This window comes from Streptomyces meridianus, from assembly GCF_023703325.1.
In the GTDB taxonomy this organism is placed as follows: Bacteria; Actinomycetota; Actinomycetes; order Streptomycetales; family Streptomycetaceae; genus Streptomyces; species Streptomyces meridianus.
Genome location: NZ_JAMQGM010000012.1, coordinates 43,413 through 68,782, shown reverse-complemented (window position 1 = coordinate 68,782; position 25,370 = coordinate 43,413). Strand labels below are relative to the sequence as shown.

Annotated in this window: 26 protein-coding genes and 1 riboswitch; of the genes, 13 read left to right on the top strand and 13 right to left on the bottom strand. The window is 71.3% G+C overall.

From position 1 onward, the window contains the following. Window positions 1-174: zinc ribbon domain-containing protein (locus tag M1E25_RS05290; RefSeq protein WP_251410352.1), on the top strand; the 174-nt coding region annotated here is incomplete at its 5' end. A gap of 140 nt (window positions 175-314) precedes the next feature. Continuing rightward, window positions 315-527, top strand: coding sequence for an EF-hand domain-containing protein (locus M1E25_RS05285; protein WP_251410339.1), 213 nt, complete (start codon window positions 315-317; stop codon window positions 525-527). Window positions 528-578: 51 nt separating this feature from the next. Here the strand turns inward: M1E25_RS05285 and M1E25_RS05280 are convergent, their stop codons facing one another. The 10 genes from M1E25_RS05280 to gcvT all read right to left on the bottom strand — a co-directional run bounded on the left by M1E25_RS05280 (window position 579) and on the right by gcvT (window position 9,666). Further along, a complete protein-coding gene (locus tag M1E25_RS05280) occupies window positions 579-887 on the bottom strand; it encodes a hypothetical protein (protein ID WP_251410336.1) in 309 nt (102 codons plus the stop codon). 70 nt (window positions 888-957) lie between these two features. Further along, window positions 958-1,356: an STAS domain-containing protein gene (locus M1E25_RS05275; RefSeq protein WP_251410334.1), complete on the bottom strand. Its 399-nt coding sequence runs from the start codon at window positions 1,354-1,356 to the stop codon at window positions 958-960. 21 nt (window positions 1,357-1,377) lie between these two features. Beyond that, window positions 1,378-2,445 (bottom strand): cobalamin B12-binding domain-containing protein, encoded by a 1,068-nt coding sequence (locus tag M1E25_RS05270; RefSeq protein ID WP_251410331.1) that lies wholly within the window; start codon window positions 2,443-2,445, stop codon window positions 1,378-1,380. Then, window positions 2,442-4,058 (bottom strand): PP2C family protein-serine/threonine phosphatase, encoded by a 1,617-nt coding sequence (locus M1E25_RS05265; RefSeq protein ID WP_251410328.1) that lies wholly within the window; start codon window positions 4,056-4,058, stop codon window positions 2,442-2,444. Before M1E25_RS05265 ends, M1E25_RS05270 begins: the two co-directional genes overlap by 4 nt. Window positions 4,059-4,204: 146 nt before the next feature. Continuing rightward, on the bottom strand, window positions 4,205-4,537 hold the full coding sequence (locus tag M1E25_RS05260; RefSeq protein WP_251410325.1) for an STAS domain-containing protein: 333 nt from the start codon (window positions 4,535-4,537) through the stop codon (window positions 4,205-4,207). Between the two features lie 30 nt (window positions 4,538-4,567). Beyond that, the gene (locus M1E25_RS05255) at window positions 4,568-4,981 is read right to left on the bottom strand and encodes an ATP-binding protein (protein ID WP_251410322.1); all 414 of its coding nucleotides are present in this window, start codon (window positions 4,979-4,981) and stop codon (window positions 4,568-4,570) included. Between the two features lie 189 nt (window positions 4,982-5,170). Then, window positions 5,171-6,553: an L-serine ammonia-lyase gene (locus M1E25_RS05250; protein ID WP_251410319.1), complete on the bottom strand. Its 1,383-nt coding sequence runs from the start codon at window positions 6,551-6,553 to the stop codon at window positions 5,171-5,173. Between the two features lie 226 nt (window positions 6,554-6,779). Beyond that, window positions 6,780-8,045, bottom strand: a complete 1,266-nt coding sequence (gene glyA, locus M1E25_RS05245) for a serine hydroxymethyltransferase (RefSeq protein WP_251410316.1) — start codon at window positions 8,043-8,045, stop codon at window positions 6,780-6,782. A 27-nt stretch (window positions 8,046-8,072) separates the two neighbouring features. Next, the gene (gene gcvH, locus M1E25_RS05240) at window positions 8,073-8,450 is read right to left on the bottom strand and encodes a glycine cleavage system protein GcvH (protein ID WP_251410313.1); all 378 of its coding nucleotides are present in this window, start codon (window positions 8,448-8,450) and stop codon (window positions 8,073-8,075) included. A gap of 88 nt (window positions 8,451-8,538) precedes the next feature. Then, a complete protein-coding gene (gene gcvT, locus M1E25_RS05235) occupies window positions 8,539-9,666 on the bottom strand; it encodes a glycine cleavage system aminomethyltransferase GcvT (protein WP_251410310.1) in 1,128 nt (375 codons plus the stop codon). A 155-nt stretch (window positions 9,667-9,821) separates the two neighbouring features. Next, window positions 9,822-9,930, bottom strand: a riboswitch (glycine riboswitch). Window positions 9,931-10,103: 173 nt separating this feature from the next. Between gcvT and M1E25_RS05230 the strand changes: the two genes are divergently transcribed. The 10 genes from M1E25_RS05230 (at window position 10,104) to M1E25_RS05185 (ending at window position 21,037) form a co-directional block, all read left to right on the top strand. Then, complete coding sequence (locus M1E25_RS05230) at window positions 10,104-10,886, top strand: AAA family ATPase (RefSeq protein ID WP_251410350.1); 783 nt, start codon at window positions 10,104-10,106, stop codon at window positions 10,884-10,886. A gap of 124 nt (window positions 10,887-11,010) precedes the next feature. Then, window positions 11,011-11,889: an enhanced serine sensitivity protein SseB gene (locus M1E25_RS05225; RefSeq protein ID WP_251410308.1), complete on the top strand. Its 879-nt coding sequence runs from the start codon at window positions 11,011-11,013 to the stop codon at window positions 11,887-11,889. 130 nt (window positions 11,890-12,019) lie between these two features. Further along, entirely contained in the window at window positions 12,020-12,829 is an 810-nt protein-coding gene (locus tag M1E25_RS05220; RefSeq protein ID WP_251410305.1) for an enhanced serine sensitivity protein SseB C-terminal domain-containing protein, read from the top strand. Window positions 12,830-13,123: 294 nt separating this feature from the next. Next, window positions 13,124-14,122: an ABC transporter permease gene (locus M1E25_RS05215; protein WP_251410303.1), complete on the top strand. Its 999-nt coding sequence runs from the start codon at window positions 13,124-13,126 to the stop codon at window positions 14,120-14,122. Between the two features lie 68 nt (window positions 14,123-14,190). After that, entirely contained in the window at window positions 14,191-15,966 is a 1,776-nt protein-coding gene (locus M1E25_RS05210) for an ABC transporter substrate-binding protein (RefSeq protein WP_251410347.1), read from the top strand. Window positions 15,967-16,083: 117 nt separating this feature from the next. Beyond that, window positions 16,084-17,082 carry an ABC transporter permease gene (locus tag M1E25_RS05205; protein WP_251410344.1) on the top strand — a complete coding sequence of 333 codons (999 nt, stop codon included), beginning with the start codon at window positions 16,084-16,086 and terminating at the stop codon, window positions 17,080-17,082. After that, window positions 17,079-18,215, top strand: a complete 1,137-nt coding sequence (locus tag M1E25_RS05200; RefSeq protein WP_251410300.1) for an ABC transporter ATP-binding protein — start codon at window positions 17,079-17,081, stop codon at window positions 18,213-18,215. Before M1E25_RS05205 ends, M1E25_RS05200 begins: the two co-directional genes overlap by 4 nt. A gap of 14 nt (window positions 18,216-18,229) precedes the next feature. Next, a complete protein-coding gene (locus M1E25_RS05195) occupies window positions 18,230-19,351 on the top strand; it encodes an ABC transporter ATP-binding protein (protein ID WP_285830398.1) in 1,122 nt (373 codons plus the stop codon). A gap of 42 nt (window positions 19,352-19,393) precedes the next feature. Continuing rightward, the gene (locus M1E25_RS05190; RefSeq protein ID WP_251410294.1) at window positions 19,394-20,056 is read left to right on the top strand and encodes a trimeric intracellular cation channel family protein; all 663 of its coding nucleotides are present in this window, start codon (window positions 19,394-19,396) and stop codon (window positions 20,054-20,056) included. 132 nt (window positions 20,057-20,188) lie between these two features. Continuing rightward, window positions 20,189-21,037 carry a thioesterase family protein gene (locus M1E25_RS05185; protein ID WP_251410291.1) on the top strand — a complete coding sequence of 283 codons (849 nt, stop codon included), beginning with the start codon at window positions 20,189-20,191 and terminating at the stop codon, window positions 21,035-21,037. 16 nt (window positions 21,038-21,053) lie between these two features. Here M1E25_RS05185 and M1E25_RS05180 read toward each other — a convergent pair whose 3' ends face one another. Both M1E25_RS05180 and M1E25_RS05175 read right to left on the bottom strand, forming a co-directional pair. Next, window positions 21,054-22,373: a hypothetical protein gene (locus M1E25_RS05180; RefSeq protein WP_251410288.1), complete on the bottom strand. Its 1,320-nt coding sequence runs from the start codon at window positions 22,371-22,373 to the stop codon at window positions 21,054-21,056. Between the two features lie 40 nt (window positions 22,374-22,413). Further along, entirely contained in the window at window positions 22,414-23,247 is an 834-nt protein-coding gene (locus M1E25_RS05175; protein WP_251410285.1) for an alpha/beta fold hydrolase, read from the bottom strand. A 95-nt stretch (window positions 23,248-23,342) separates the two neighbouring features. On the opposite strand from M1E25_RS05175, the gene M1E25_RS05170 reads away from it, so the two are divergent. Continuing rightward, window positions 23,343-24,512: a cysteine desulfurase family protein gene (locus M1E25_RS05170; RefSeq protein ID WP_251410282.1), complete on the top strand. Its 1,170-nt coding sequence runs from the start codon at window positions 23,343-23,345 to the stop codon at window positions 24,510-24,512. Window positions 24,513-24,557: 45 nt separating this feature from the next. Here M1E25_RS05170 and M1E25_RS05165 read toward each other — a convergent pair whose 3' ends face one another. Continuing rightward, complete coding sequence (locus M1E25_RS05165) at window positions 24,558-25,202, bottom strand: N-acetylmuramoyl-L-alanine amidase (protein ID WP_251410279.1); 645 nt, start codon at window positions 25,200-25,202, stop codon at window positions 24,558-24,560. Between the last annotated feature and the right edge of the window lie 168 nt (window positions 25,203-25,370).

The following is a 25,370-nucleotide window of genomic DNA, read 5'->3' as shown; positions in this document are numbered from 1 at the left end:
CGCGTGTGGACGTGCGACTGCGGCACCACACATGACCGCGACGTCAACGCTGCGCGCAACATTCTGGCCGCCGGACTGGCGGTTACAGCCTGTGGAGCGGGTGTAAGACCTCAACGGGAGTCCTCCCGGACGGGGCAACTTGCTGCGAAGCAGGAAACCCTCACTGCGAAGTGAGGAATCCCCCTCGTTCACGAGGGGGAGGATGTCAATTGCTGCCGTGCCGGGATCTGCGTCAGGGCCCGGGGCCGGGGAAGGGTTCCGCCGTGAGCGCTAGTCTGAACCGATCGGACGGACAACACCGAAGGGGTGGAGCAGTGGCGGACATCGAGTCGGCGCGGAAGGCCTTCGAGCGGTACGACCTGAACAAGGACGGGATGATCTCGGCGGCCGAGTACAAGCGGGTCATGGCGGAGCTCGGGGACTTCAACGTCACCGAGCCCGTGGCCCAGGCCGTGATCAATGCCGTCGACACCGACAAGGACGGCCTGATGTCGTTCGACGAGTTCTGGGCGGCCCAGAACCGGTGACCCCGGGCTCCCGGTTGCGGTCGGTGTCCGGCGCCGCACGCAACCGGGCCCTCACACCCGTGCGTGCCGCTGGGTGCCCGCCCGCCGCCTGCGGTCGTTGCACAGCAGGCACTTGCCGTATCCCGGCGGCAACGGGTCCTCGGCGTCCCCGTACAGCGGGTCGATCGCGCCCCGGGGGTGCTCCGCACAGCCCGTCCCGCCGTGCACGCCCGCCAGGGAATGCGCCAGGTTCAGTGCCCGGCGCAGCGCGTCGAGTATCTGCTCCGACTCCTCATCCGTCGGCGTGGCCTGAAGGCCGAAGACGATGTCGGAGGCCGTGTGCAGTGCCGACTGGAGTTCGCGAACCTCTGCGTAGCTCATGGGACGAGCCTAGAAGCAGGCACCGACAGCGCAGCCCGGCGGGGGCCGCCGGCGGACGGGGCGGCCCCGTTCAGCCCGTGCCGCCGGGCAGGGCAACGTCCCCCGCCGGGGCGGCGGGGCCCGCCGGACAGCCGAAGTGCTCTTCCGTCCCGGTCACGGCCAGCAACCGGCGCAGCATCGGGGGCCTGCCGGTCAGATGCAACTGCGCTCCCGTGTCGTGGACGCGGCGGCGGACCATCAGTAGCGCGGAGAGCCCCGTGGAGTCGCAGATCTCCAGCCCCGAGCAGTCGAGGACCACGTGCTTGCGGCCCGCGCTGCCGTCCAGCAGTTCGTCCAGGACCTCGTGCAGCTCGTGGACCGTGTCGCAGTCCAGATCGCCGCCGAGCCGCAGCCGCAGCATGTCGGGCTGCCGTGCGACCGGGCCGGCGGTGAACGGGCCGGCGCCACCCTTGGGCTGAGGAAACGTCATCTCGAACTTCCGGCGGGACGGTCACGAAGACGGGGACGAAACGGTGCGGGCGACAGACTCACGGGCGGTGCGTACGAACCCGCAGGCCCGGGGGAAGTCGTGCAACTGGAGGCCGATGGTCTCGAGCGCGAGGACGAGGGAGTGCGCCGGCACCCGGCGCGAGGTCAGGATCCCCGCGGTCCAGGCCAGGAAGTCGGTGAACAGCCGGTCGTCGTCGACGTAGAGCGCGCACGCAAGGTGGTCGACGATGTGGGCGATGTCCTCGGCGGTGTGCCGGCGCTGGAGTTCGGTGTACTCGCGCATCGGCGGGAAGCGGTCGGCCATGCCGGCCATGGTGTCCTGGACGAGCTTCGACCGCGCCGAGGCGATCATGGTGTACTCGTGATCGCTCAGATGGGGCAGTGCGTCGACCGCCTGGTGGGCGGGCCCGGGCTTCGGCAGTGCCGCGGCCAGCAGGTTCACGGCCGCCCGTGCGTCCGGCGCCCAGGCGTCGGCCCGCAGGCGCTTCGCATAGCGGCCGTCCGTGCCGAACGCCGCGCCCCCGGCGAGGACCGGGACGGACGCCGACTGGCAGGCGATGACGGCCGCGTGCGCCGTGGGCAGCCGGGTCGGCAGCGAGCCGGAGAGCGCGACCGCGTCCGGACCCGTGCGGTGCAGATGCGTCACGAGGTGCGCACTGGGCACCTGGGCCCCGAGGAAGTCCACGCGCCAGCCGTCCAGCCGCAGGACCTCGGCCAGCAACCTGGCCGGCAGAGCGTGCCACTCGCCGTCGACACAGGCCACGGTGATGCGTCCGCGGGAACCGGGCCCCGGTCGGCAGGCCGGATGTGCGGAGAGCGCCGCGACCGCACGCTCGTTGATGGCGGTGGCGGCGTGCTCCTGGGCCACGGTCAGACGGTCCGCCGCCCACTCCTCGCCCACTCGCCGCTGGGTGGCCGCGATGACGTCCAGCAGGACGGACTGCGGTTCGAGTCCCGCGTCGAGCGCGTCCAGCACGCTGTCGACCGCCGCCCGCTCGTCGCCGTCCAGCACCGAACTCCACAGCCGGTCGCTCCAGGGAGCCGACCGGGAAACCGACGTGTCCGTCATGCCGTGGACCTCCCGTGTCCTTGTCCGCCGGCGGGGCCGGGTCGCGGGCGGCGGGGCGCGGTGATTGCGAGCAGCGCCATGTCGTCGTGCCGTCCGGTGCCCAGCCAGTCGGAGGCGAGCATCCGGACGTGCTCGACCACGGCTTCCGCAGGCATGCCCGCGCAGTGGCTCAGTGCCTCGGACAGCCGTTCCTCGCCGAACATGTCCCGGCCGAACGGTCCACCCCTGGCCTCCGTGATGCCGTCGGAGAACAGCAGGCACGTCTCGCCGGGCCGGAGTTCGGTCGAGTACGTCGTCGCCTGGACCTCGGGCAGCGCCCCGATCAGGCTGCCGCTGGTGTCGGCGGTCTCGACACCGCCGTCGGCCCGCACGATCAGCGGAGCGGGGTGGCCGCCGCTCGTCAGCCGCAGCCTCAGTACCTCTCCGGTCCGGCGTACGGAGGCCAGCACCAGGGTGGCGTAGCGCGTGTGCCGGGAACTGAGCAGGGCGCCGTTGAGCAGTTCGAGCAGTCGTTCGTGGTCGGGTTCGACCAGCCGCAGCGCCTGGAGGGTGGTGCGGATGCGGCCGGTCAGCACCGCGGCTTCCAGCCCCTTGCCGCACACATCGCCAAGGACCACCATGGTCTCGCCGCCCGGCACCCCCGCCGGGTAGAGGTCGTAGAAGTCCCCGCCGATCCGGTGGTCGTCCCGCGACGGCCGGTACCCGCCGGCGAGTTCGATGCCGTCGATCCGCTCGAGTACGGGCGGCAGCAGATCCTCCGTCAGCAGGTCTGCCACGGCGGACTGCTCGGCGTACAGCTGGGCGGCGCAGATCGCGGCGCCGGCCCGGGCGGCGAACACCCGGGCGAAGCCCTCCTCGCCCTCGCTGAAGGGGCCGGCACCCTCCCGGCGCAGCAGGACCAGGGCCCCGGGGGGCGCACCGTTGCCCGGCAGTGAGGTGATCATGAGGGATCCGACGGGACCGAAGCCGTCCGGTACCAGCCAGCCCGGCACGGTGGAGGCGTCGATCCAGCGGGAGGGCACGGCAGGGAAGCCGGCGAGCGCGTCCGCGAGCCCCGGCACCTCGGCCGGGTCGACGGCGAGCAGTTCCCTGGTGGCCGGGCCGCCCCGGACCGCCCGGGTGACGTGGATCCGGCGGCGGCCGGAGGGCCCGAGGACAACGGCCGCGTCGGCGAGATGACCCGCTGCCAACTGCGCCGTGGTGTCCATGCACCGGCGTGCGTTCAGCGAGGACAGCAACTGGTTCGAGGCCTCCACGAGGAACGCCGTCCGTCCGCGTTCGCGGCGCAGCGCCTCTTCTGCGGCGCTCTGCTCGGTCGTGTCGGTGAACCACCATGCGGCGCCGCCGGGAGCCGGTGCGGAGCGGCTGGCCCGGAACGTGCGGTCGCCGACCGCGCCGTGCGCGGTCCCCTCCCCGCGTGCGTGGGCCTCCGCCAGCCACGCGGGCACCCCGTCGGCGAGCGGAGCGCCCGTCTCGAGGGCGGGGAACACGAGGGTGGCGGCGGTGTTGGAGCTGCGGACCCGCCCGGCCTCGTCGAGGACGACCACTGGGTGCGGTGACGCTTCGAGCGTCACGTCGGGCAGTGGTCGCCCGGGCACCTTGCGGGTCTTCAAAGATCTCCTCACCGGGTGGCGGCCCGCCGGCCCGGTCGTGGGCGCGTGCGATGTCCGTTGCTCTCAGGCAACTGTCCACGAGGTGCGGTCGAGATGCAATCCTCGTCCGGACCGACCGCTTCCCGCGCGGGAGGACCGATGCGCTCTCAGCCGCCCAGGGCCTCGTCGAGACCGTCCGTGATGCGCAGATGCGGTGTGGTGCCCGTCACGTCGAAGAGGCGCTGAACCGCGGGGTGCAGCGGGCCGGCGACGAGCAGTTCGTGGTGCTGCCGGGCGGTCAGCACGATGTGCAGGAAGGAAGAGTCGGCGAACGTCGTACGTGCCAGATCGAGGACGAGCCGTCGTACGCCGCTGCGGTGGGCCTCCGCGACGGCCGTCTCGACGGCGGGTGCGGCATCGCAGTCCACCTCGCCGGCGATCGCGATGACGGCATGCGTGTCCGCGGCGGTGTGCGTCACGACGGTGGCGTCCGGTCTCATGGGGCCACAGCTTGCCATGAGAGCCGCAGGTCAGTGGGCGAGGGTGGCGCGAATGGACTTACCGCCCCCGGCGGCGGGCGTGAGGTCCACTTCCGTGGCGAGCCGGCACACCAGGGGCCAGCCGTAGCCGCCGGGCCCCCAGCCGCGGGCAGGGTCGCGCATGACCGGCATCTCGTCGCTGTGGTCGCCGACCTCCACGTCGATCAGGCCGGGACGGGCGGCGAGCCGGAGGGAGGTCACTCCGCCCCCGTGCCGGATCGCGTTCGTCACCAGTTCGGACACGATCAGCAGGAGGTCGATCGCTGCTTGTTCACCGACGGGCCGGGGCTGCGCCGCCAGGAAGTCCTGGAGCAGACTCCGGGCGTGGGCGACGCTGTCCGGGTGGGCCGTGACCTCCGAGCCCAGGTCGTCGGACGACCCGTCCTCCGTGCCGGAAGTTGTCACGCACAGTCACCCCGTTGGCTCTCGTCGTACCCGTGCCTGTGTTTCTGCCCGATGATCGGCGCCTCACGCTGCCCGGTGCCCGACTTTCGGATGTCGGGTCCCGCCCGGCCGCGGTCCCTGGCGCGGGTTCGCACCGCGTTCCCCCCTCGGTCCTGCGGAAGGGGCGGAGCAAGGGGGACGGGTCGGTCATCAGCACTCGATGACGTTGACCGCGAGCCCGCCGCGGGCCGTCTCCTTGTACTTGACCTTCATGTCGGCGCCGGTGTCCCGCATGGTTTTGATCACCTTGTCCAGCGAGACGTGGTGGCGCCCGTCGCCGCGCAGCGCCATCCGCGCCGCGGTGACGGCCTTGACCGCTGCCATGCCGTTGCGCTCGATGCACGGGATCTGCACCAGACCGCCGACCGGGTCGCAGGTCAGGCCGAGGTTGTGCTCCATGCCGATCTCGGCCGCGTTCTCCACCTGTTCGGTGCTGCCGCCCATGACCTCGGCGAGGCCGCCGGCCGCCATCGAGCAGGCCGATCCGACCTCGCCCTGGCAGCCCACCTCGGCACCCGAGATGGAGGCGTTCTCCTTGAAGAGCATGCCGATCGCGCCCGCCGCCAGCAGGAAGCGGACGACGCCCTCCTCGTCGGCGCCGGGCACGAAGTTCATGTAGTAGTGCAGCACCGCCGGGATGATGCCCGCCGCGCCGTTGGTGGGCGCGGTGACGACCCGGCCGCCGGCCGCGTTCTCCTCGTTCACGGCCATGGCGTAGAGGGTCACCCACTCCATGGCGTGCACCGGTGAGTCACCGGCCGCCCGCAGCTGGCGGGCCGAGTTCGCAGCCCGCCGGCGCACCTTCAGACCGCCGGGCAGAATGCCCTCCAGGGCCAGCCCCTGTGCCACGCAGTCCTGCATGACGTGCCAGATCTCCAGCAGCCCGGCGCGGATCTCGTCCTCGGTGCGCCAGGCCTTCTCGTTCTCCAGCATCAGCGAGGAGATCGACAGACCCGTCTCGCGGGAGAGCCGCAGCAGTTCGTCGCCGGTACGGAACGGGTGCTTCAGGACCGTGTCGTCGAGCTTGATCCGGTCCTCGCCCACCGCGTCCTCGTCCACGACGAAACCGCCGCCGACCGAGTAGTACGTCTTCTCCAGCAGCGGCAGGCCGTCCGCGTCGTAGGCGAAGAGGGTCATCCCGTTGGCGTGGTACGGCAGTGAGCGCCGCCGGTGCAGGACCAGCTGCGACGACGCGTCGAAGTCGATCTCGTGGTCGGCCCCTATCTCGGTCTCGAGCAGCCGCAGCCGCTTCTCCTGCCGGATGCGCTCGACGACGGCGTCGGCGTGGACCACGTCGACGGTGCGCGGCGAGTGGCCCTCGAGGCCGAGGAGCACGGCCTTCGGCGTGCCGTGGCCGTGGCCGGTGGCACCCAGGGAACCGAAGAGTTCGGCGCGCACGGACGCGGTCTGCGCCAGCAGCCCGTCCTTCTTGAGGCGGCCGGTGAACATCCGGGCGGCGCGCATCGGGCCGACGGTGTGCGAACTCGACGGCCCGATGCCAATGGAGAACAGGTCGAACACGGAGATGGCCATCGGGGCGGACTTCCTTGTCTGCTCGCGGGTGGTGCGGGTGGTGCGGGTGGTGCGGGTGGTGCGGGTGGTGCGGGTGGTGCGGGTGGTGCCGGCGCCGCGGTGCGCGACGGCAGGCCACCGGCCCGGCCCTCGCCGGCGGAGGCGATCGCGGGGCGGCCCGGCCGGACCGGGTGCGTCCGTTGCGCGGATACCCCGCGATCGCCTTCTGACTACGTGCTGCGCCCGCTCACTTCTTCAGGTCCGGGTACAGCGGGTGCTTCTCCGCCAGGGCGGTCACCCGCGCCTTGAGCGCCTCGGCGTCGTAGGACGGCTTGAGCGCCTCGGCGATGACGTCCGCGACCTCGCGGAAATCGCCGGCCTGGAAACCGCGCGTGGCCAGGGCCGGCGTACCGATCCGCAGACCCGAGGTGACCATCGGGGGCCGCGGGTCGTTCGGGATGGCGTTGCGGTTGACCGTGATGCCGACCTCGTGGAGCCGGTCCTCCGCCTGCTGCCCGTCCAGCTCGGAGTTGCGCAGGTCGACCAGCACCAGATGGACCTCGGTGCCTCCGGACAGCACCGAGATCCCCGCCTCGGTGGCGTCCGACCGGGTCAGGCGCTCGGCGAGGATCCTGGCGCCCTCGAGGGTGCGCTGCTGGCGCTCCTTGAACTGGTCCGTGGCGGCCATCTTGAAGGCCACGGCCTTTGCGGCGATCACGTGCTCCAGCGGGCCGCCCTGCTGACCGGGGAAGACCGCAGAGTTGATCTTCTTGGCCAGGTCCGCAGTGGTGAGGATCACGCCACCGCGCGGACCGCCCAGCGTCTTGTGGGTGGTGGTGGTGACGACGTGGGCGTGCGGCACCGGATTGGGGTGCAGACCCGCGGCCACCAGGCCCGCGAAGTGCGCCATGTCCACCATCAGGTAGGCGCCGACCTCGTCGGCGATCCGCCGGAAGGCCGCGAAGTCGAGCTGACGCGGGTAGGCGGACCAGCCGGCGACGATGAGCTTCGGCCGGTGCTCCTTGGCGAGGCGCTCGACCTCGTCCATGTCGACCCGGCTGGTCTTCTCGTCGACGTGGTAGGCCGCCACGTTGTAGAGCTTGCCGGAGAAGTTGATCTTCATGCCGTGGGTCAGGTGCCCGCCGTGGGCGAGGTTCAGACCCAGGATGGTGTCCCCGGGGGAGAGCAGGGCGAACATCGCCGCCGCGTTCGCCTGCGCGCCGGAGTGCGGCTGGACGTTCGCGTGCTCGGCGCCGAAGAGCGCCTTGATCCGGTCGATGGCGAGCTGCTCGACGACGTCGACGTGCTCGCAGCCGCCGTAGTAGCGGCGGCCCGGGTAGCCCTCGGCGTACTTGTTCGTCAGCACCGAGCCCTGCGCCTCGAGGACCGAGACCGGCGCGAAGTTCTCGGACGCGATCATCTCGAGCGTGGTCTGCTGGCGTTCGAGCTCGGCGTCGACGGCGGCGGCGACGTCCGGGTCGAACTCGTGAAGGGAGGAGTTGAGAAGTGACATCGGGTCTTCCCGTCGTGGTGGCGAGGGTCAGTTACCGGTGAAGGCGGTGTACTCGTCGGCGGACAGCAGGTCCGCCGGCTCGTCGGTCGCCTTGACCTTGAACAGCCAGCCGCCCTCGAAGGGGGCGGAGTTCACCAGCGACGGGTCGTCCACGACGTCCTGGTTGATCTCCGTGATCTCACCGGACACCGGCGCGTACAGGTCGCTGACCGACTTGGTCGACTCCAGCTCGCCGCAGGTCTCGCCCGCGGTGACCGTGTCGCCCACCTCCGGGAGCTGGACGAAGACCACGTCGCCGAGGGCGTCAGCGGCGTGGGAGGTGATACCCACGGTGGACACGCCCGCCTCCGGGGCGGTGAGCCACTCGTGCTCCTTGCTGTAGCGCAGCTGCTGGGGGTTGCTCATGACCTGAATTCTCCTGGATGCGAGGGGGTGCTCGTACACATGGTCTTGACAGGTGGGACGGCCGCTGCCCGCAGGGACAGCCGGGCGGTCAGCGCTCCCGCTTGTAGAACGGCAGGGCCACGACCTCGTAAGGCTCGCGGCTGCCCCGGATGTCCACCGCGACCCCGGCCGTGCCGGGTTCCGCGTACGCCGCGTCGACGTAGGCCATGGCGATCGGCTTGCCCAGCGTCGGCGACGGCGCGCCCGAGGTGACCTCGCCGATGACGGTGCCGTCGGCGGAGACGACGGAGAAACCGGCCCGCGGCACCCGGCGACCCTCGGCGACCAGCCCGACCAGCTTGCGCGGCGGGGCCTGCTCGGCGCGCGCTGCGGCCGCCTCGAGCGCCTCGCGGCCGACGAACCGGCCCTCGTTGCCCGGCTTCTCGAACTTCACGACCCGTCCGAGGCCCGCGTCGAAGGGAGTGAGGGAGGTGGAGAGCTCGTGCCCGTACAGCGGCATCCCCGCCTCCAGCCGGAGGGTGTCGCGGCAGGACAGACCGCAGGGGACGAGCCCGGCGTCCCGGCCCGCGTCGGTCAGCGCCTGCCACAGCTTCTCCGCGTCCGCCGGGGCCACGAACAGCTCGAAGCCGTCCTCCCCGGTGTACCCGGTGCGGGCGATCAGCGCGGACACCCCGGCCACCGTGCCGGGCAGCCCCGCGTAGTACTTCAGAGCGTCCAGATCGGCATCGGTCACGCTCTTCAGGATGGCGGAGGACGCCGGGCCCTGGACGGCCAGCAGCGCGTACGCGTCCCGGTCGTCGCGCACCTCGGCGTCGAACCCCGCGGCGCGCTCGGTCAGCGCGTCCAGCACGACCAGCGCGTTCGAGGCGTTCGCAACGACCATGTACTCCGACTCGCCGAGCCGGTAGACGATCAGGTCGTCGAGGATGCCGCCGGATTCCTCGCAGATCATCGTGTACCGCGCCCGGCCCACGGCCAGGGCGCCGAGGTTCCCGACGAGCGCGTGGTCGAGCAGGCCGCCCGCCTGAGCGCCGGTCACCGTGATCTCACCCATGTGGGACAGGTCGAAGAGGCCGGCCCGGGTGCGCACGGCCACATGCTCCTCGCGCTCGCTGGCGTAGCGCAGCGGCATGTCCCAGCCGGCGAAGTCGGTCATGGTCGCGCCGAGGCCGCGGTGCAGGGCGTCCAGGGCGGTACGACGGGGGGCGTCAGTCATGTTCAGGCTCCGAGACATGGGGGACAGGACGCTGTCGGTGAATCACAGCCTCCCCATCTGTCATCGGAACCTGAGAGGTTCGCCACAACCCGCACCGGGGCGATGGTTTGCACCTTGGGTGGGACCGCCCGGGGCGGCCCGCTTTTCAGATCTGCCTAGCCCGCGCGGTATCGGGGCCTGAGAGATTCAAGGGAGGACTTGCTCCTTCGGCGCCCCGTGCCGACCGGCGGCTGCCGGGGACGGGGACTCTCCCGCGCGGGTTCGTACGGCCGGTATGGAGTTGGCGCGCACATCATTGCACGACGGCCCCCGATGCACAGCAGGAGCGGAATGCTGGTTCGACCGGGCCTGCGATGAGGTATCCAGGTTGTACGGCATTGCCGATCCTTGACACGCTGCCCGTACAGGCACAGGACCGGACGCGGAGGGCGATCACGGTGCACGGACATGGTGGGTGCGCGACGCCCGGGACCGCGGACGGCACCGCGGACCGCCTCGTGCCCCGGCAGCCCGGGGCCCCGCGAACCGCACGCGGTCCCGTGCTCGCCGTGCCCGATTCCGCCGGTCCGCCCGTCCTGGACCTGCGGACGCGCCGCCCGGCCGCCGCGGACGGAGACGTCGCCGCCGCCGACCGTCCCGCCGCCGGACATACCGTCCCGCCGCCCGGCGAGCTGCGATTCCCGGAGCACGCCGTCGTGATCGTGTCCGGGCTTCCGGGCAGCGGCAAGAGCACACTGATCAAGCGCGCGGTCGACGGCGCCGGCTCCGCGGGCCCCGTCCACCGGCTCGACTCCCAGGACGCCCGTGAACGCTGGGCCCGCAAGCTGTCCCGCCTGCCGTACGGCCTGTACCGGCCGCTGGTCCGGACGGCCCACTACACCGCCCTGTGGCGCGCGCTGCGATCCGGGGGGAGCGTCGTCGTCCACGACTGCGGCAGCCTTTCCTGGGTACGCCGACGGCTGGCGCGGCTGACCCGCCGCTCGGGCCGTTCCCTGCATCTGCTCCTGCTGGACGTGCCGGCCCAGGACGCGCTCGCCGGGCAGGCGGCCCGCGGCCGCCGGGTCTCCCGGTACGCCTTCGGCCGGCATGTGCGGTCGGTGAGCCGTCTGATCTCCGGTGCGGAGCGCGGCAGTCCGCCGCGGGGATGCGCGTCCGTGGTGCTCCTGGACCGCCGGTCGGCCGACGCGCTGCACGCCATCGGCTTCGGCGGAACACGCTGACCTGCCCGCGCGCAGCGGCCGTTAGGGCGTGTTGTGAAAGCCCCGCCCCAGGGGCGGACGACGCTACTTTCACAACACGCCCTAGGGTGCCGGTGCAGGTCGTACGAGACGGTGGTGGGGCGAGATGAGCATTCCCGAGCAGCACGAGCACGTATCCGGCCCGGAGGGCCTCCCGGGCGGGTGTGCGGGTCAGGTCCCCGGGCACGCCACCGGCTTCCCGCCCGACGCGTCGGTGCCGGCGGCCGGGGTTGCTCACGGACCGGCGGAATCGGGGTTCCCCTGCAACGAACTCGAGGAGGCGCTCGCCGCCTCGGTCGGTGTCCCCGGCGCCGGCCCCCGGCTGATCGAGGTACTCGGCCGCAGCCACGTGTGGGTGCCGCTGCCCAACGGCGGCGGACCGGACAGCCGCGATCTCGACCTGCCCACCACGGACGTCGGCGGCATGGCCTGCGTCCCGGTGTTCAGCTCCGAGGACCAGTTCCTCCGGATCGCCGGCTCCCACATGTCGTTCACGGTCGCTCCGGCCCGCGAGTTCGCCCGCGGCCTGCCGCCCCAGCTCGGTATCGCGGTCAACCCGGAGGGGACGGTCGGCCTGCCGCTGCCGCCGGAGGCCGTGGCCGAACTGTGCCGGACCGGCCGCAGCGAGCTGGACGGGCCGGCGTCCGGCGGCCGCGTCCGGCTCTTCGAGCCCGACTGGCAGGACGATCCGGTCGACTTCCTCACCGCCGCGGCGGAGGAGTTCGCCGGCACCGGCCTCGTGATCGGCGCCCGGCGCTGTCTCGCCAGTGTCGAGGGGGACGAGCCGGCCCTGTTCGTCGGAGTCGAACTCGCCCGCACCGAACCGGAGGACCGGACCGCGGTCCTCGACGCACTGGGCCGTGCGCTCGGCCGGGCCGGCGTCCGGTGGCCGGTGCAGCTCGTGTTCCTCGACGTCGCGGCCCACGATCCGGTCGGCGACTGGATGCTGGGGAAGCTGCGGCCGTTCCACACCGCCGGGCGGTGAACGGCACAGCCCGCGCACGGGGATCTGTCGGATGCCGCCCGTAACCTGGTTGGATGGCGGTACGGGGCGCACGGGTCGCCCCACCGGTGCGCCGGGGCCGGGAGCGGAGCTACAGAAGGGGCGGGAGCCAGTGAGCGCGGGAGGCGGCAGCGGACGGGTCGGGCAGCTGCTGCGAGAAGTGACGCCCGGGCGGTACGACGCCTACGAGACGCTGTTGCGGGCGCTCACCGAGGACCGGGTGCTGATGCTGCTCTGGCAGGGCGAGGCCGGCTCGCCCGACGCCCAGTACGGGAACATCGAGGTCGGCGGTCTCGGATACGCGCCGTGCGTCACCTCCCCCCAGGAGCTCTCGGCCTGCGGCTGGACCCGGGGACACGAGAACGTCGGCGGCGTGGAGATCGCGCAGACACTCTTCCCCGACCGCTGGGGCCTGTGGCTCGACCCGCACGCCCCCGGCGGCGGCGTCGGCATTCCGTGGGCCGATCTGCGGCGCGTGGCCACCGGACTGGAACGCTCGCCCGCCGGACCGCTGCGCATCGTCGAACCGGCCGTCGACGTACCGCAGTTCTGGGCGCTGCTGACGCAGAACGCCCACCGCACTCCCGCCGTCCGGTCGCTGCGCCGCGCCTGGGTGCAGCCGGCCCTGGGAGCCCCCTACCTCGCGATCGGGCTGGACCTCTACGACACCGGGCCGCAGAGCGTGGAGGCGGTGCGGGTGATGATGCAGCAGTCGGTCACGGCTGTTCCCGAGGGCCTGCCGGTGTCGACCGTCGCGATGTCCGACGAGTACGACCCGGTCGCCCTGTGGATGCGGGCCCAGGCCCGTCCCTTCTTCGACCGGGACGCCTACGGGGGCGGCGCCCAGCAGGCCACGGCCCCCGGCTACGGCTATCCGCCGCCCCAGACGTTCCCGGGCGCCGCGCAGCCGGGTCGCTGGTAGCCACGCGGTTGCCCCGACCTGCCTTTTCGAGTGACGGGCGCCGACCGGACCGCAGGGTCCGGTCGGCGCCTTCTTCGTCCGGGCAGTCGCACCGGCTGTCCGGATAACGGAAGACCTCTGGTCACATCACAGTTGCGCATCCTTTCCCTGGGAGGTCTGGCGAGCGCTCGCGGACGGCATGAAGACTCGCGCCGCAAGGGCCATCGGTCCTGCGTACGACCGATGTGAACGAGCCGCTGTCCGCGGCAGGCACTGGCCGGCCAACCCGCCCGGCCGAGAGGGGTCTCCACCACGATGACGGCACCCATGCACGACACGGTCCCGGTCGAATCCGGGGATGCCGTTGCTGCCGCTGACGTCACCAAGAAGGATGTCGAGGGCCGTTCGCTCGGCCGCATCGCCTGGAACCGCCTGAAGCGCGACAAGCTGGCGCTCGCCGGCGGCGTGATGGTGATCGTTCTCGTCCTGGTCGCGGTGTTCGCTCCGTTCATCACCAGCGTCCTCGGGCACGACCCGGACGTGCGCAACGAGGATCTGATCGACCCTCTCTTCCAGACTCCGAAGGGCGCCTGGGGCGGCATCAGCTCCGAGCACCTTTTCGGTGTGGAGCCGGGCAACGGCCGCGACATCTTCAGCCGGATCGTCTACGGCGCCCGGATCTCGCTGCTGGTCGGTTTCCTCTCCGCCGTGGTCGCGGTCGTCATCGGCACCGTGCTGGGCATCCTGGCGGGCTACTTCGGCGGATGGCTCGACGCGGTGATCAGCCGGGTGATGGACATGCTCCTCGCCTTCCCCCAGCTGCTGTTCATCATCTCGCTGATCTCGGTGATGCCGAACCAGCTGATCGGTCTGCACGGCACAGGCGTTCGTCTGCTCGTCATGATCATGGTGATCGGGTTCTTCGGCTGGCCCTACGTCGGCCGCATCGTCCGCGGGCAGACGCTGTCGCTGCGCGAGCGGGAGTACGTGGAGGCGGCCCGCAGCCTGGGCGCCGGGCGGCGTTACATCCTCTTCAAGGAGCTGCTGCCCAACCTCATCGCGCCCATCACCGTCTACGCGACGCTCATGATCCCCACCAACATCCTCACCGAGGCCGCCCTAGGCTTCCTCGGAGTCGGCGTGAAGCCTCCGACGGCTTCCTGGGGAAACATGCTCTCCACTGCGGTGAGTTACTACGACTCCGACCCGATGTTCATGATCATCCCGGGTCTGGCCATCTTCATCACCGTCCTCTCCTTCAACCTCTTCGGCGACGGTGTGCGCGACGCACTTGACCCGAAGGGCTCCCGATGACCACCCCCCTGCAGGACCCGGCCCGGCGCAGCCGTGCGGGCCGCGACGAACACGGAGGATCCGAGATCGTGACAACTCAACGCACCCCGAGGCGCAGACTGGCCGCCATATCGGCCATCGTGGTCGCGACCCTGGTGTCCACCGCGGCGTGTGGCGGCGGCGGCACCGACGGCAGCGGTGGCGGCGGCGAGGCCGCGGGCTTCAACGCCGGCATCGAGAAGGTCGCCAACGCCTCCACGAAGAAGGGCGGCACCCTCAAGTTCATCGGAACCCAGGACGCCGACTCCTGGGACCCGACCCGCGGCTACTACGGCTTCGCGTGGAACTTCATGCGGTTCTACACGCGTCAGCTCGTCACCTCGGCCGCCGCCCCGGCCGAGAAGGGCCTGGAGCTGAAGCCCGACCTCGCGCAGGACCTGGCCAAGGTCACGGACGGCGGCAAGACGTACACGTACAAGCTCAAGGACGACATCACCTGGGAGGACGGCAAGCCCGTCACCTCGCAGGACATCAAGTACGGCATCGAGCGCCAGTGGGCGCAGGACGTGCTCTCCGGTGGTCCGGTCTACATCAAGGACATCCTGGACCCCGACGGCAAGTACAAGGGCCCGTACAAGGACAAGTCCAAGGACAAGCTGGGCCTGAAGGCCATCGAGACGCCGGACGAGAAGACCATCGTCTTCAAGCTCCCGAAGCCGAACAGCGACTTCGAGGAAATCCTCGCGATGCCGTTCGCGTCCCCGGTGCGCCAGGACAAGGACACCAAGTCGAAGTACGGCCTGAAGCCGTTCTCCAACGGCCCGTACAAGTTCGAGTCCTACACGCCGAACAAGGGCATCAAGCTCGTCCGCAACCCGGAGTGGAAGAAGTCCTCGGACCCGATCCGCAAGGCCCTTCCGGACAAGATCAACGTCACGCTGATCACCAACGCGGACGAGATGGACAACCGCCTCCTCGCCGGTGACTACGACGCCGACCTGAACCAGACCGGCCTGTCGCCGGCCGGTCGCACGAAGGCCCTCAAGCAGCACAAGGGCAACGTCGACAACCCGGTCATGGGGTACATCCGCTACGCGGCCTTCCCGCAGACGGTGAAGCCCTTCGACAACATCCACTGCCGCAAGGCCGTGATCTACGGCGCCGACCACAAGTCGCTGCAGACCGCCCGCGGCGGCCCGATGGCCGGTGGTGACATCGGCACCAACATGCTGCCGCCGGTGGTTCCCGGTTCCGACCCGAACTACGACCCGTACGGCACGCGCAAGAACGACGGCGCCGCCAACGTCAGCAAGGCCAAGGAAGAGCTCAAGGCCTGCGGCAAGCCGGACGGCTTCAAGACCACGATCGCCGTCCGCAACAACAAGAGCGTCGAGGTGGCCACCGCCGAATCGCTCCAGGCGTCGCTGAAGAAGATCGGCATCCAGGTCGAGATCGACCAGTACGACGGTGCGCAGACCTCGGGCATCATCGGCAACCCGGATGTCGTCAAGAAGAAGAACTACGGCATCATCATCATGGGTTGGGGCCCGGACTTCCCGACCGTCCAGGGCTTCGGCATGCCGCTGTGGGACAGCAGCTTCATCCTGCCGAACGGCAACAACAACTTCGCCATGATCGACGACAAGTCGATCGACGCGAAGTTCGACGACTTCGTCAAGGAGCTGGACGACAGCAAGCGGGAGCAGATCGCCTCCGACATCAACAAGAAGGTGATGGAGGGCGCGTACTACCTGCCCTTCGTCTTCGAGAAGATCGTCACCTGGCGTTCCAGCCGGCTGACCAACGTCTACTCGACCTACACGTACAGCGGCCAGTACGACTTCGCCTCGCTGGGCGTCAAGTAATCGATTCGCCGGCGCACCCGCCGCTAGGCACGAAGGGCAGGTGAAGGCCGCGACGGTGGCCCGGTGACCCCCCGATTCCACTGGGGGGTCCACCGGGCCACCGGGGGCCCGAGAGCAGTGCTCACTTACATCATCAGGCGGCTGTTTGCCGCCGCAGTCATGCTGGTCGTCATCATGCTGGCGGTCTTCAGCATCTTCTTTCTGATACCCAAGTGGACCGGTGTGGACCCGGCCACCATGTACGTCGGCAAGCAGACCGATGCCGCCGCGCTCGAGGGCGTCCGGGAGAAGCTCGGGCTCGCGGATCCGATCCTGGTCCAGCTGTTCGAGTTCTTCAAAGGCATCCTCGTCGGCCGGGACTACACCGGCGGGGGAGACACCTACCACTGCTCGGCACCTTGCTTCGGGTACTCCTTCAAGACCGAGCAGGCCATCTGGCCCATCCTGGCCGACCGTCTTCCGGTGACACTCGGCCTCGCGGCCGGCGCAGTGATCATCTGGCTGCTGATCGGTCTCACGGCCGGCGTGGTCTCCGCCCTCAAGCGGGGGTCGATCTGGGACCGCGGCGCGATGATCCTCGCGCTCGGCGGCGTCTCACTGCCGATCTACTTCACCGGTCTGATCTCCCTGGCGGTCTTCTCCTACGGACTGGGCCTGGTGGCCCACCAGTTCACGCCGATCGAGGAGAATTTCTCCGCCTGGTTCAGCGGCATGATCCTCCCCTGGGTGACCCTGGCCCTTCTCTTCGGTGCGATGTACGCGCGCCTGACCCGGGCGACCATGCTCGAGGTCATGGGCGAGGACTACATCCGCACCGCCCGGGCCAAGGGGCTGCGGGAGGGTGTCGTCATCCGCAAGCACGCCATGCGCTCCACCATGACACCGATCATCACCCTGCTCGGAGTCGACCTGGGCGCCCTGATCGGCGGCGCGATCCTGACGGAGACCACCTTCAGCCTGCCCGGCCTCGGCCAGGCGGTGCTCAAGGCGATCGGCGAGCGCGACCTGCCGCTGATCCTCGGCGTCACGCTGATCACCGCCAGCGCCGTCGTCATCGCGAACCTTCTCGTGGACGTGCTCTACGGCGTGATCGACCCCCGAGTGAGGCTCGCATGACCACAGCATCCGTTCCCGGGGACGCCCCCGGCACCCCGACGGTCACCACCGGAGCGCTCGGAGAACCCGTGGCCGGCGGCGGTACCGCCGCGCCGCCCAGGGCATTCCTCGAAGTGCGGGACCTCAAGGTCCATTTCCCCACCGAGGACGGTCTCGTCAAGGCCGTCGACGGGCTCTCCTTCTCGCTGGAGAAGGGGAAGACGCTCGGCATCGTCGGCGAATCGGGTTCCGGCAAGTCCGTGACCTCGCTCGGCATCATGGGCCTTCACCGGGTCGGCCAGTACGGGCGTCAGAAGACGCAGCTCTCCGGTGAGATCTGGCTGGAAGGCAAGGAGCTGCTGTCCGCCGCGCCCGACGAGGTCCGCAAGCTGCGCGGCCGTCAGACGTCGATGATCTTCCAGGATCCGCTCTCGGCGCTGCACCCCTATTTCACGATCGGCCACCAGATCGTCGAGGCCTACCGGATCCACCACAACGTGGACAAGAAGGTCGCGCGCAAGCGGGCCGTCGAGATGCTCGACCGGGTCGGGATCCCGCAACCCGACCAGCGGGTGGACAGCTACCCGCACGAGTTCTCCGGCGGCATGCGCCAGCGGGCGATGATCGCGATGGCTCTGGTGAACAACCCCGAGCTGCTGATCGCGGACGAGCCGACGACCGCCCTGGACGTGACCGTCCAGGCACAGATCCTCGACCTCATCCGTGACCTGCAGAAGGAGTTCGGCTCCGCGGTCATCGTCATCACCCACGACCTGGGCGTCGTCGCCGAGCTGGCCGACGACATCCTCGTCATGTACGGCGGGCGCTGTGTCGAGCGCGGTTCCGCCGAGAAGGTGTTCTACGAGCCGCAGCATCCCTACACCTGGGGGCTGCTCGGTTCGATGCCGCGCATCGACCGCGAGCAGACCGAACGCCTCATCCCGGTCAAGGGCTCGCCGCCCAGCCTCATCAACATCCCGAGCGGCTGCGCCTTCAACCCGCGTTGCCCCTACGCGGACGTGCCCAAGGGCGGCATCACCCGCACCGAGCGTCCCGAGCTGCGCGAGGTCGACGGCAACCACTTCTCGGCGTGCCACATGTCGCCGGAGGACCGGGAGCGGATCTGGACCGAAGAGATTGCGCCGAAGCTGTGAGCGAGGACGAGACGATGACGACCCCCGAACAGCCCGGCACGGCCGGGCCTGCGACCGGGAGCGCCGGAACCTCTCCGTCGCCGGCGCCCGGTGAGTCCCTGCTCCGGGTGACCGGTCTGACGAAGCACTTCCCCATCACCAAGGGGCTGCTCAAGCGGCAGACCGGGGCGGTGCGGGCGGTCGACGGAATCGACTTCGACGTGCGGGCGGGCGAGACCCTCGGTGTCGTGGGCGAGTCCGGCTGCGGCAAGTCGACCATGGGGCGGCTGATCACCCGGCTTCTGGAACCCACGGACGGACGCGTCGAGTTCGAGGGTCAGGACATCACCCACCTGGGCACCGGCGGGATGCGCCCGTTGCGCCGCGATGTCCAGATGATCTTCCAGGACCCCTATTCCTCGCTCAACCCGCGGCACACGGTCGGCGCCATCGTCAGTGCCCCGTTCAAGCTCCAGGGGGTCCGCCCCGAGGGCGGGGTGAAGAAGGAGGTCCAGCGGCTCCTCGAGGTCGTCGGACTCAACCCCGAGCACTACAACCGCTATCCGCACGAGTTCTCCGGCGGCCAGCGGCAGCGCATCGGTATCGCCCGGGCCCTGGCGCTCAACCCGAAGCTGGTGGTGGCGGACGAGCCGGTGTCGGCCCTGGACGTGTCGATCCAGGCCCAGGTGGTCAACCTCCTCGACGACCTCCAGGACGAGCTGGGTCTCACGTACGTGATCATCGCCCACGACCTGTCGGTCATCCGGCACGTCTCCGACCGGATCGCGGTCATGTACCTGGGCAAGATCGTCGAGCTCGCGGACCGGGAGTCGCTGTACCGGGCTCCGATGCACCCGTACACCAAGGCCCTGATGTCGGCAGTGCCGGTGCCGGATCCCAAACGGCGTGCCGAGCGGGACCGGATCCTGCTCAAGGGCGACGTGCCCTCGCCGATCTCGCCGCCCTCGGGCTGCCGCTTCCACACCCGGTGCTGGAAGGCGACCGAGGTCTGCAAGACCCAGGCGCCGCCGATGCTGGAGCTGAAGACGGGGCACCAGGTGGCCTGCCATCACCCGGAGAACGCCCCGGACCAGAAGCAGGGCGACACCCCCCTGCCCGGTGCGGACGCGGCGGTGGTCCAGAAGTCCGACGGCTGAGACCGGTCCGACGTATCGGTGAGCACCCGGCACAATTGCCGGGTGCTCACCGATCTGTTCAGCCCCTCCGTCCAGCACTCGCTCGATCTCGCCGGCATCTTCGTCTTCGCGATCTCCGGCGGTCTGCTCGCCGTGCGCAAGAACTTCGACGTGTTCGGGATCGCGGTGCTGGCGGAGGCCACGGCGCTGGGCGGCGGGATCATCCGCGACGTGATCATCGGGGCGGTGCCGCCCGCCGCCTTCACGGATCTGGGGTACTTCCTGACCCCGCTGGTCGCCGCGGTGTGCGTGATCTTCCTGCATCCGCAGGTGGAGCGGATCAACGGCGCGGTCAACGTGTTCGACGCGGCGGGGCTCGGCCTGTTCTGCGTGGCGGGCACCACCAAGGCGTACGCGTACGGGCTGGGGCTGACGTCGTCGGTGGCGCTCGGCCTGGTGACCGCAGCGGGCGGCGGTGTCCTGCGCGACATCCTCGCCAACGAGGTGCCGTCGCTGCTGCGCTGGGACCGGGACCTCTACGCGGTTCCGGCGATCATCGGCGCCACGATCGTGGCCCTGCTGATCAGGCTCGAGGAGCTGACCGTGGTCACCGGCAGCGCCGCCGCGGCCACCGCCTTCGTGCTGCGGCTGCTGGCCATGCACTACGGCTGGCGGGCACCACGGGCCTACCACCGCCGTTCCTCGGCCACCGAGGAGCAGATCTGAGGGAGCGGTGGGGAGGGACCGACGGGCGGCCGACCGGATGCGAACCCGGTCCGTGGGCGGGGCCGTTGGGTGTGAGCAACGGCGCAACAGGTGCTCTACCGGCGAGTAACTTCGCGGTGTAGCGTTCGCCGCATGGCACAGGCATCCATCGGGAACAGCGAGTTCGACCGGGACACGGCCGTGGTCCTGCGGGAGCCCGGCGTCTACGACACCGACCTGCCCGCGGGCTGGACGGTCTTCAACGCCGTGAACGGCGGATTCCTCCTCGCGGCGGTGGGCCGCGCACTGGGCGACGCACTGCCCCACCCCGACCCGGTGACGATCACCGCGCACTACCTCACGGCCTCCGTCCCGGGACCCGCCGTGATCCGGACGGAAGTCGTCCGCTCCGGGCGCACCATGTCCACCGGCCAGGCGTCCCTCCTCCAGCACGACGAGGACGGCAACGAGGTCGAACGGATGCGCATCGTCGCCGGCTACGCGGATCTCGGCGCCCTGCCCGACGACGTCCGCACCACCGCCAAGCCCCCCGCCATCCCGCCCTACGAGCACTGCCTCGGCTCGGACGCGGCACCGGACGGTGCCCCGCCGATGGCCGATGCCGCGCCCATCATGGAGCGCCTCGACCTCCGGCTGGACCCGGCGACCGCGGGATGGGCCGTGGGCGCTCCCTCGGGACTCGGCGAGATGCGCGCCTGGTTCGGTCTCGCCGACGGCCGGGACAGCGACCCGCCGGCCCTGCTCCTCGCGGTGGACGCGCTGCCCCCGACCGCGTTCGACCTCGGGCTTTCCGGCTGGACGCCGACCCTCGAGCTCACCGTCCACCTGAGATGCCGGCCCGCGCCCGGGCCGCTCCGGGTCTCGGTGACCACCCGCAACCTCGCCGGCGGCTTCCTCGAGGAGGATGCCGAGGTCTGGGACAGCGACGACCGGCTCGTCGCGCAGTCGCGCCAACTGGCCCGGGCGCCCAGGGGGGCGTGAGCGGCCGGGCTCGGGGTCAGACCTGGGGCGGCGGCCCGAACCCGCCCTGCGGAGCCGGGGGCTGCGGGCCTGGCGGCTGCGCAGGGGGCGGCGGCCAGCCGTATCCGGGCGGGGTCTGCTGCGGAGGCACCGGGCCGGGCCGAGCGGGCTGCGGCTGCGCGGGCCCGGATTGCGGCGCTCCCTGGTCCGGCCCCCACGCCGGGGGGCCGGAGGGCTGCACCGCACCGCCGGGCGCGGGCCGTCCCCAGCCCTGCTGCCACCCCCCGGCACCCTGCTGTTGTCCCGGGAGAGCCCCGGCCGCTGCTCGCTGGAGGACCGGCGCCCCCTGCGCGTCGACGGGCGCCCCCGCCCGCCCCATCAGCACGAGTACGGCGACGCCTCCCACCAGGGCGACGAACGTCTGGAGCCGGCTCACGACCCCCGTCGCACCCGAGTTCCCCAGCTCGAGCAGCAGGCCCCGGTCGAGGTACCACACGGTGGTCAGGACACTCTCCGGAACCAGGAGCAGTGCGGCACCCAGGGTGAAACCCCGCGCCGCGGTGGACCGGGTGCCGGCCAGGACCGCGCCCATCCCGCACAGCGCCGCGAGCACCAGCCAGCGCAGCGCGGGCGGCACCGCGAGGACCGAGGCGACCGTGCCCGACCCGGTGAACATGCCGCCCCAGAAGCCGATCCCTCCCTGGGCCACCAGGTACCCGTTCCAGGCGAGGTTGGCCAGCGCGAGGAGGGCCAGGACGAGCGCCGAGACGACCGCGGCCGCACCGGCCGGTCGTACCGGCGCCTCGGCGGGCTCCGGTGCCTGCGGCGGCACGGACGGCGGACCGGGCTGCCCGGGCCACCCCGGGACAGCGGTGTCCACGGCGGGTGCCGGCGGCCACTGCCGGGTGCCGGCGATCAGCGCGATGCCGGCGGCCACGGCCAGCAGTACGGTGAGCACGGCCAGCAGGATCGCGGGGACCACGGCCGTGTCGTCGCCGGTCCCCGCGTACCAGGGATCGTCCGCGGTGTGGTTCCCGCCGATCCAGAGCACCGGCAGCCGGTACAGGAGTGTCGTGGTCACGGCGGCAGCCAGCAGGCCGCCGGCGGCCCGGGACGCGGTGAACGCGGCGAAGACCGCGCCGATCTGGAGCACCAGGAGGGCGAGGTCGGTGGCGGTGGTCGCGGGAATCGCGTCCAGCCTGCTCGCGTCCGTGGAACCGAGCCACAGGTCCCAGGCACCCGCGATGCCGAGTCCGCCCACGTCGTAGAAGAGCCAGCCGCACGTCTGGAGGGCGAACAGGCCGACGAGCACGCCGCCTGCAATCCGGCCCCCCTTGCCCAGTACCCGAATCGGCATCGTCCTCAATCCCCTCCGGCTCCCTGCCCGTTCGAAGGGTTCACTCTAGGCCGTGGAAGAACTCCAGGAGCTCGCCGAGCAGTTCGGACGGGGTGTCCTCCTGGACCAGGTGGCCGGCGCCCACGACGATCCGGAGCCGGGACCCCGGGACCGCCGCGTGCAGCTCGTGCGCCTTGACCACGGGGATCCAGGTGTCGTCCGCACCCCAGCAGATCAGAACCGGAACGCGGATCGAGTCGTAGCGGTGCTGGATCTCGTCGGTGAACCGCTGGTCGTTCTGCGCGATCTGCCGGTGGAACGCCGGACGTCCCTCGTCCCCGCACCACGGCTCGACCAGCCGGTCGAGGACCTCCGGCCGCAGACCCGGGCTGCTCGCGGAACTCACGTACTCCCGGACCAGGGCGCGGTGCAGTGCGGGAGGCAGGGCCGCGAAGACCTCCGCGTGCTCGCCGAGCAATCGGTACGCGGGCGAGCCCCAGGGCGCCAGGGCCACCGGGTCGGCCAGTGCGAGCCCCCGGTAGCGGGCCCCGTGCAGCAGGTGCGCCCGCAGGGCCACCGCGCCGCCGAAGTCGTGGGCGGCCACCAGCGGTTCGGACAGGCCCCAGTGGTCCAGCAGCTCGGTGAACACCCGCCCCTGGGAGGCCAGCGACACGTCCTGGCCGGCGAACTTCGCGGACGCACCGTAACCGGGCATGTCCCAGACGTGGACGTCGTACCGCCGGGCCAGGGCGCGGGCGGCGCCGCGCCACACATAGGAGGAGAACGGGGTGCCGTGCAGCAGGACGACGGGCGGCGCCCCCGGTTCCCCGAGGCGCGCCCACCGGACGTCGCCTGCGGAGCTCGTGAACGTGCGGTCCAGTGTCCAGTCGGTCATCGGGCGACGCTAACGACGCGCTCCCGTGGTGTCGAGGGGCCTGATGCACCGGCCCCGCACGCGTTCCCGCCGCGGCTCGTAGAATCGGTCCCACCATGGCCTACCTCGACCACGCCGCCACCACCCCGATGCTCCCCGAGGCGGTGCGGGCGATGACCGCCCAGCTGACCGCCGCCGGCAACGCGTCCTCCCTCCACGCGGCAGGCCGGCGGGCCCGCCGGACCGTCGAGGAGTCCCGCGAGAGCCTGGCCGTCGCACTCGGGGCACGACCGAGCGAGATCGTCTTCACCGGGGGCGGCACCGAGTCCGACAACCTCGCGATCAAGGGCCTGTACTGGTCGCGCCGGGCGGCCGACCCGCGCCGCACCCGGGTGCTCACCAGCCCGGTCGAACACCACGCGGTCCTCGACGCCGTCCACTGGCTGGCCGAGCACGAGGGTGCCTCGGTCGAGTACCTGCCCGTCGACGAGCTGGGCCGGGTCAGCCCCGACGCCCTGCGCGAGGCGATCGCCCGGGACCCCTCGGACGTCGCCCTGGTCACGGTCATGTGGGCCAACAATGAAATCGGCACGATCATGCCGGTCATCGAACTCGCCCGAATCGCCCGGGAGTTCGACGTCCCCATGCACGCGGACGCCGTCCAGGCCTTCGGTCAGCTGGAGCTCGACTTCTCCGCCACCGGTCTCGCAGCCCTGACCGTCTCCGGCCACAAGGTCGGCGGGCCCTACGGGATCGGGGCCCTGCTGCTGCGCCGCGAGTACGCCCCCGTGCCGCTGCTGCACGGGGGCGGTCAGGAGCGGCACGTCCGCTCCGGAACCCTCGACGTCCCCGCCATCGCGGGATTCGCCGTCGCCGGGCGGATCGCCGCCGAACGCCGCAAGGAGTTCGCCCGCGAGGTCGGCGCCCTGCGCGACGACCTGGTGCGGGCGGTGCAGACGGCCGTGCCCGACGCCGTCCTGGGCGGCGACCCCGACCCTGCGGGGCGCTTGCCCGCCAACGCACACTTCTCCTTCCCCGGCTGCGAGGGCGACTCGCTGCTGCTGCTCCTCGACGCCCAGGGCATCGAGTGCTCCACGGGTTCGGCGTGCACCGCCGGCGTCGCCCAGCCCAGCCACGTCGTGCTGGCGACCGGCAGCAGCGCAGACCTGGCCCGCGGCACCCTGCGGTTCAGCCTCGGGCACACCTCCACCCGGGTCGACGTGGACGCCCTGGCCGACGCCATCGGCCCTGCCGTCGAGCGGGCGCGTACCGCCGGACTCAGCTGAGCCCCGCCCCGAGGGGGCGCGTGGCGGCGCTCGGCGGCCTTCCGGTCAGGCCGTCCGGACCATCCGCAGATACCGGCCCCAGTCCCACAGCGGCCCGGGGTCGGTGTGGTCGGCCCCCGGGACCTCGTGGTGCCCGATGATGTGCCGGCGGTCCACCGGGATTGCGTACCGGCGGCAGATGCCTGCGGTCAGCCGTGCCGAGGAGCGGTACATCGTGTCGGTGAGGTAATGGGGACGGTCCACCCAGCCCTCGTGCTCGATGCCGACGCTGCGCTCGTTGTACTCGCGGTTGCCGGCGTGGTGGGCGACGTCGAGCTCGCGCACCATCTGCGCGACGTGCCCGTCCGAGGACCGCACCACGTAGTGCGAGGCCGCCCCGTGCCCGGGGTCCTGGAACACCTTCAGCGTGACCGGGTAGGTGGCCTGCGGCAGGTGCACGACGACCCGGTCCACCACGTAGTCCCACGGCCTGCTGGCCCGGCGCAGATTCGCGTCCGACGCAGGTATCCACTCCGCACCGGCGTGGTCGACGGCGCCCTCCGTACGCGGCTTGTCCGTGCCCGGCAGCCGCCAGTACCAGCGCTCGAGGTGGTCCGAGCCCAGGTGGCCGCCCACCCCCAGCCCGGCGGCCGCACCGCCCGCGACCAGCAGGCGCCTCCTGCTGATCCCCCGGCTCCGGCCCTGCGCCACGGCGCCCCCGTTCGGCTCTGCTCGTTCGGTTCCGTGCGGACGCGGGGCCGGGGTGCGGAGATTCCCGGGGCGGCGTCCCGGACGGGAAACGCGTGTGCGGCCCCGGATGGTTCCACCCGGCCGGAACCCGCCTGCACCCCGCCCCGACCGATCTGCACCCGGGGCTCG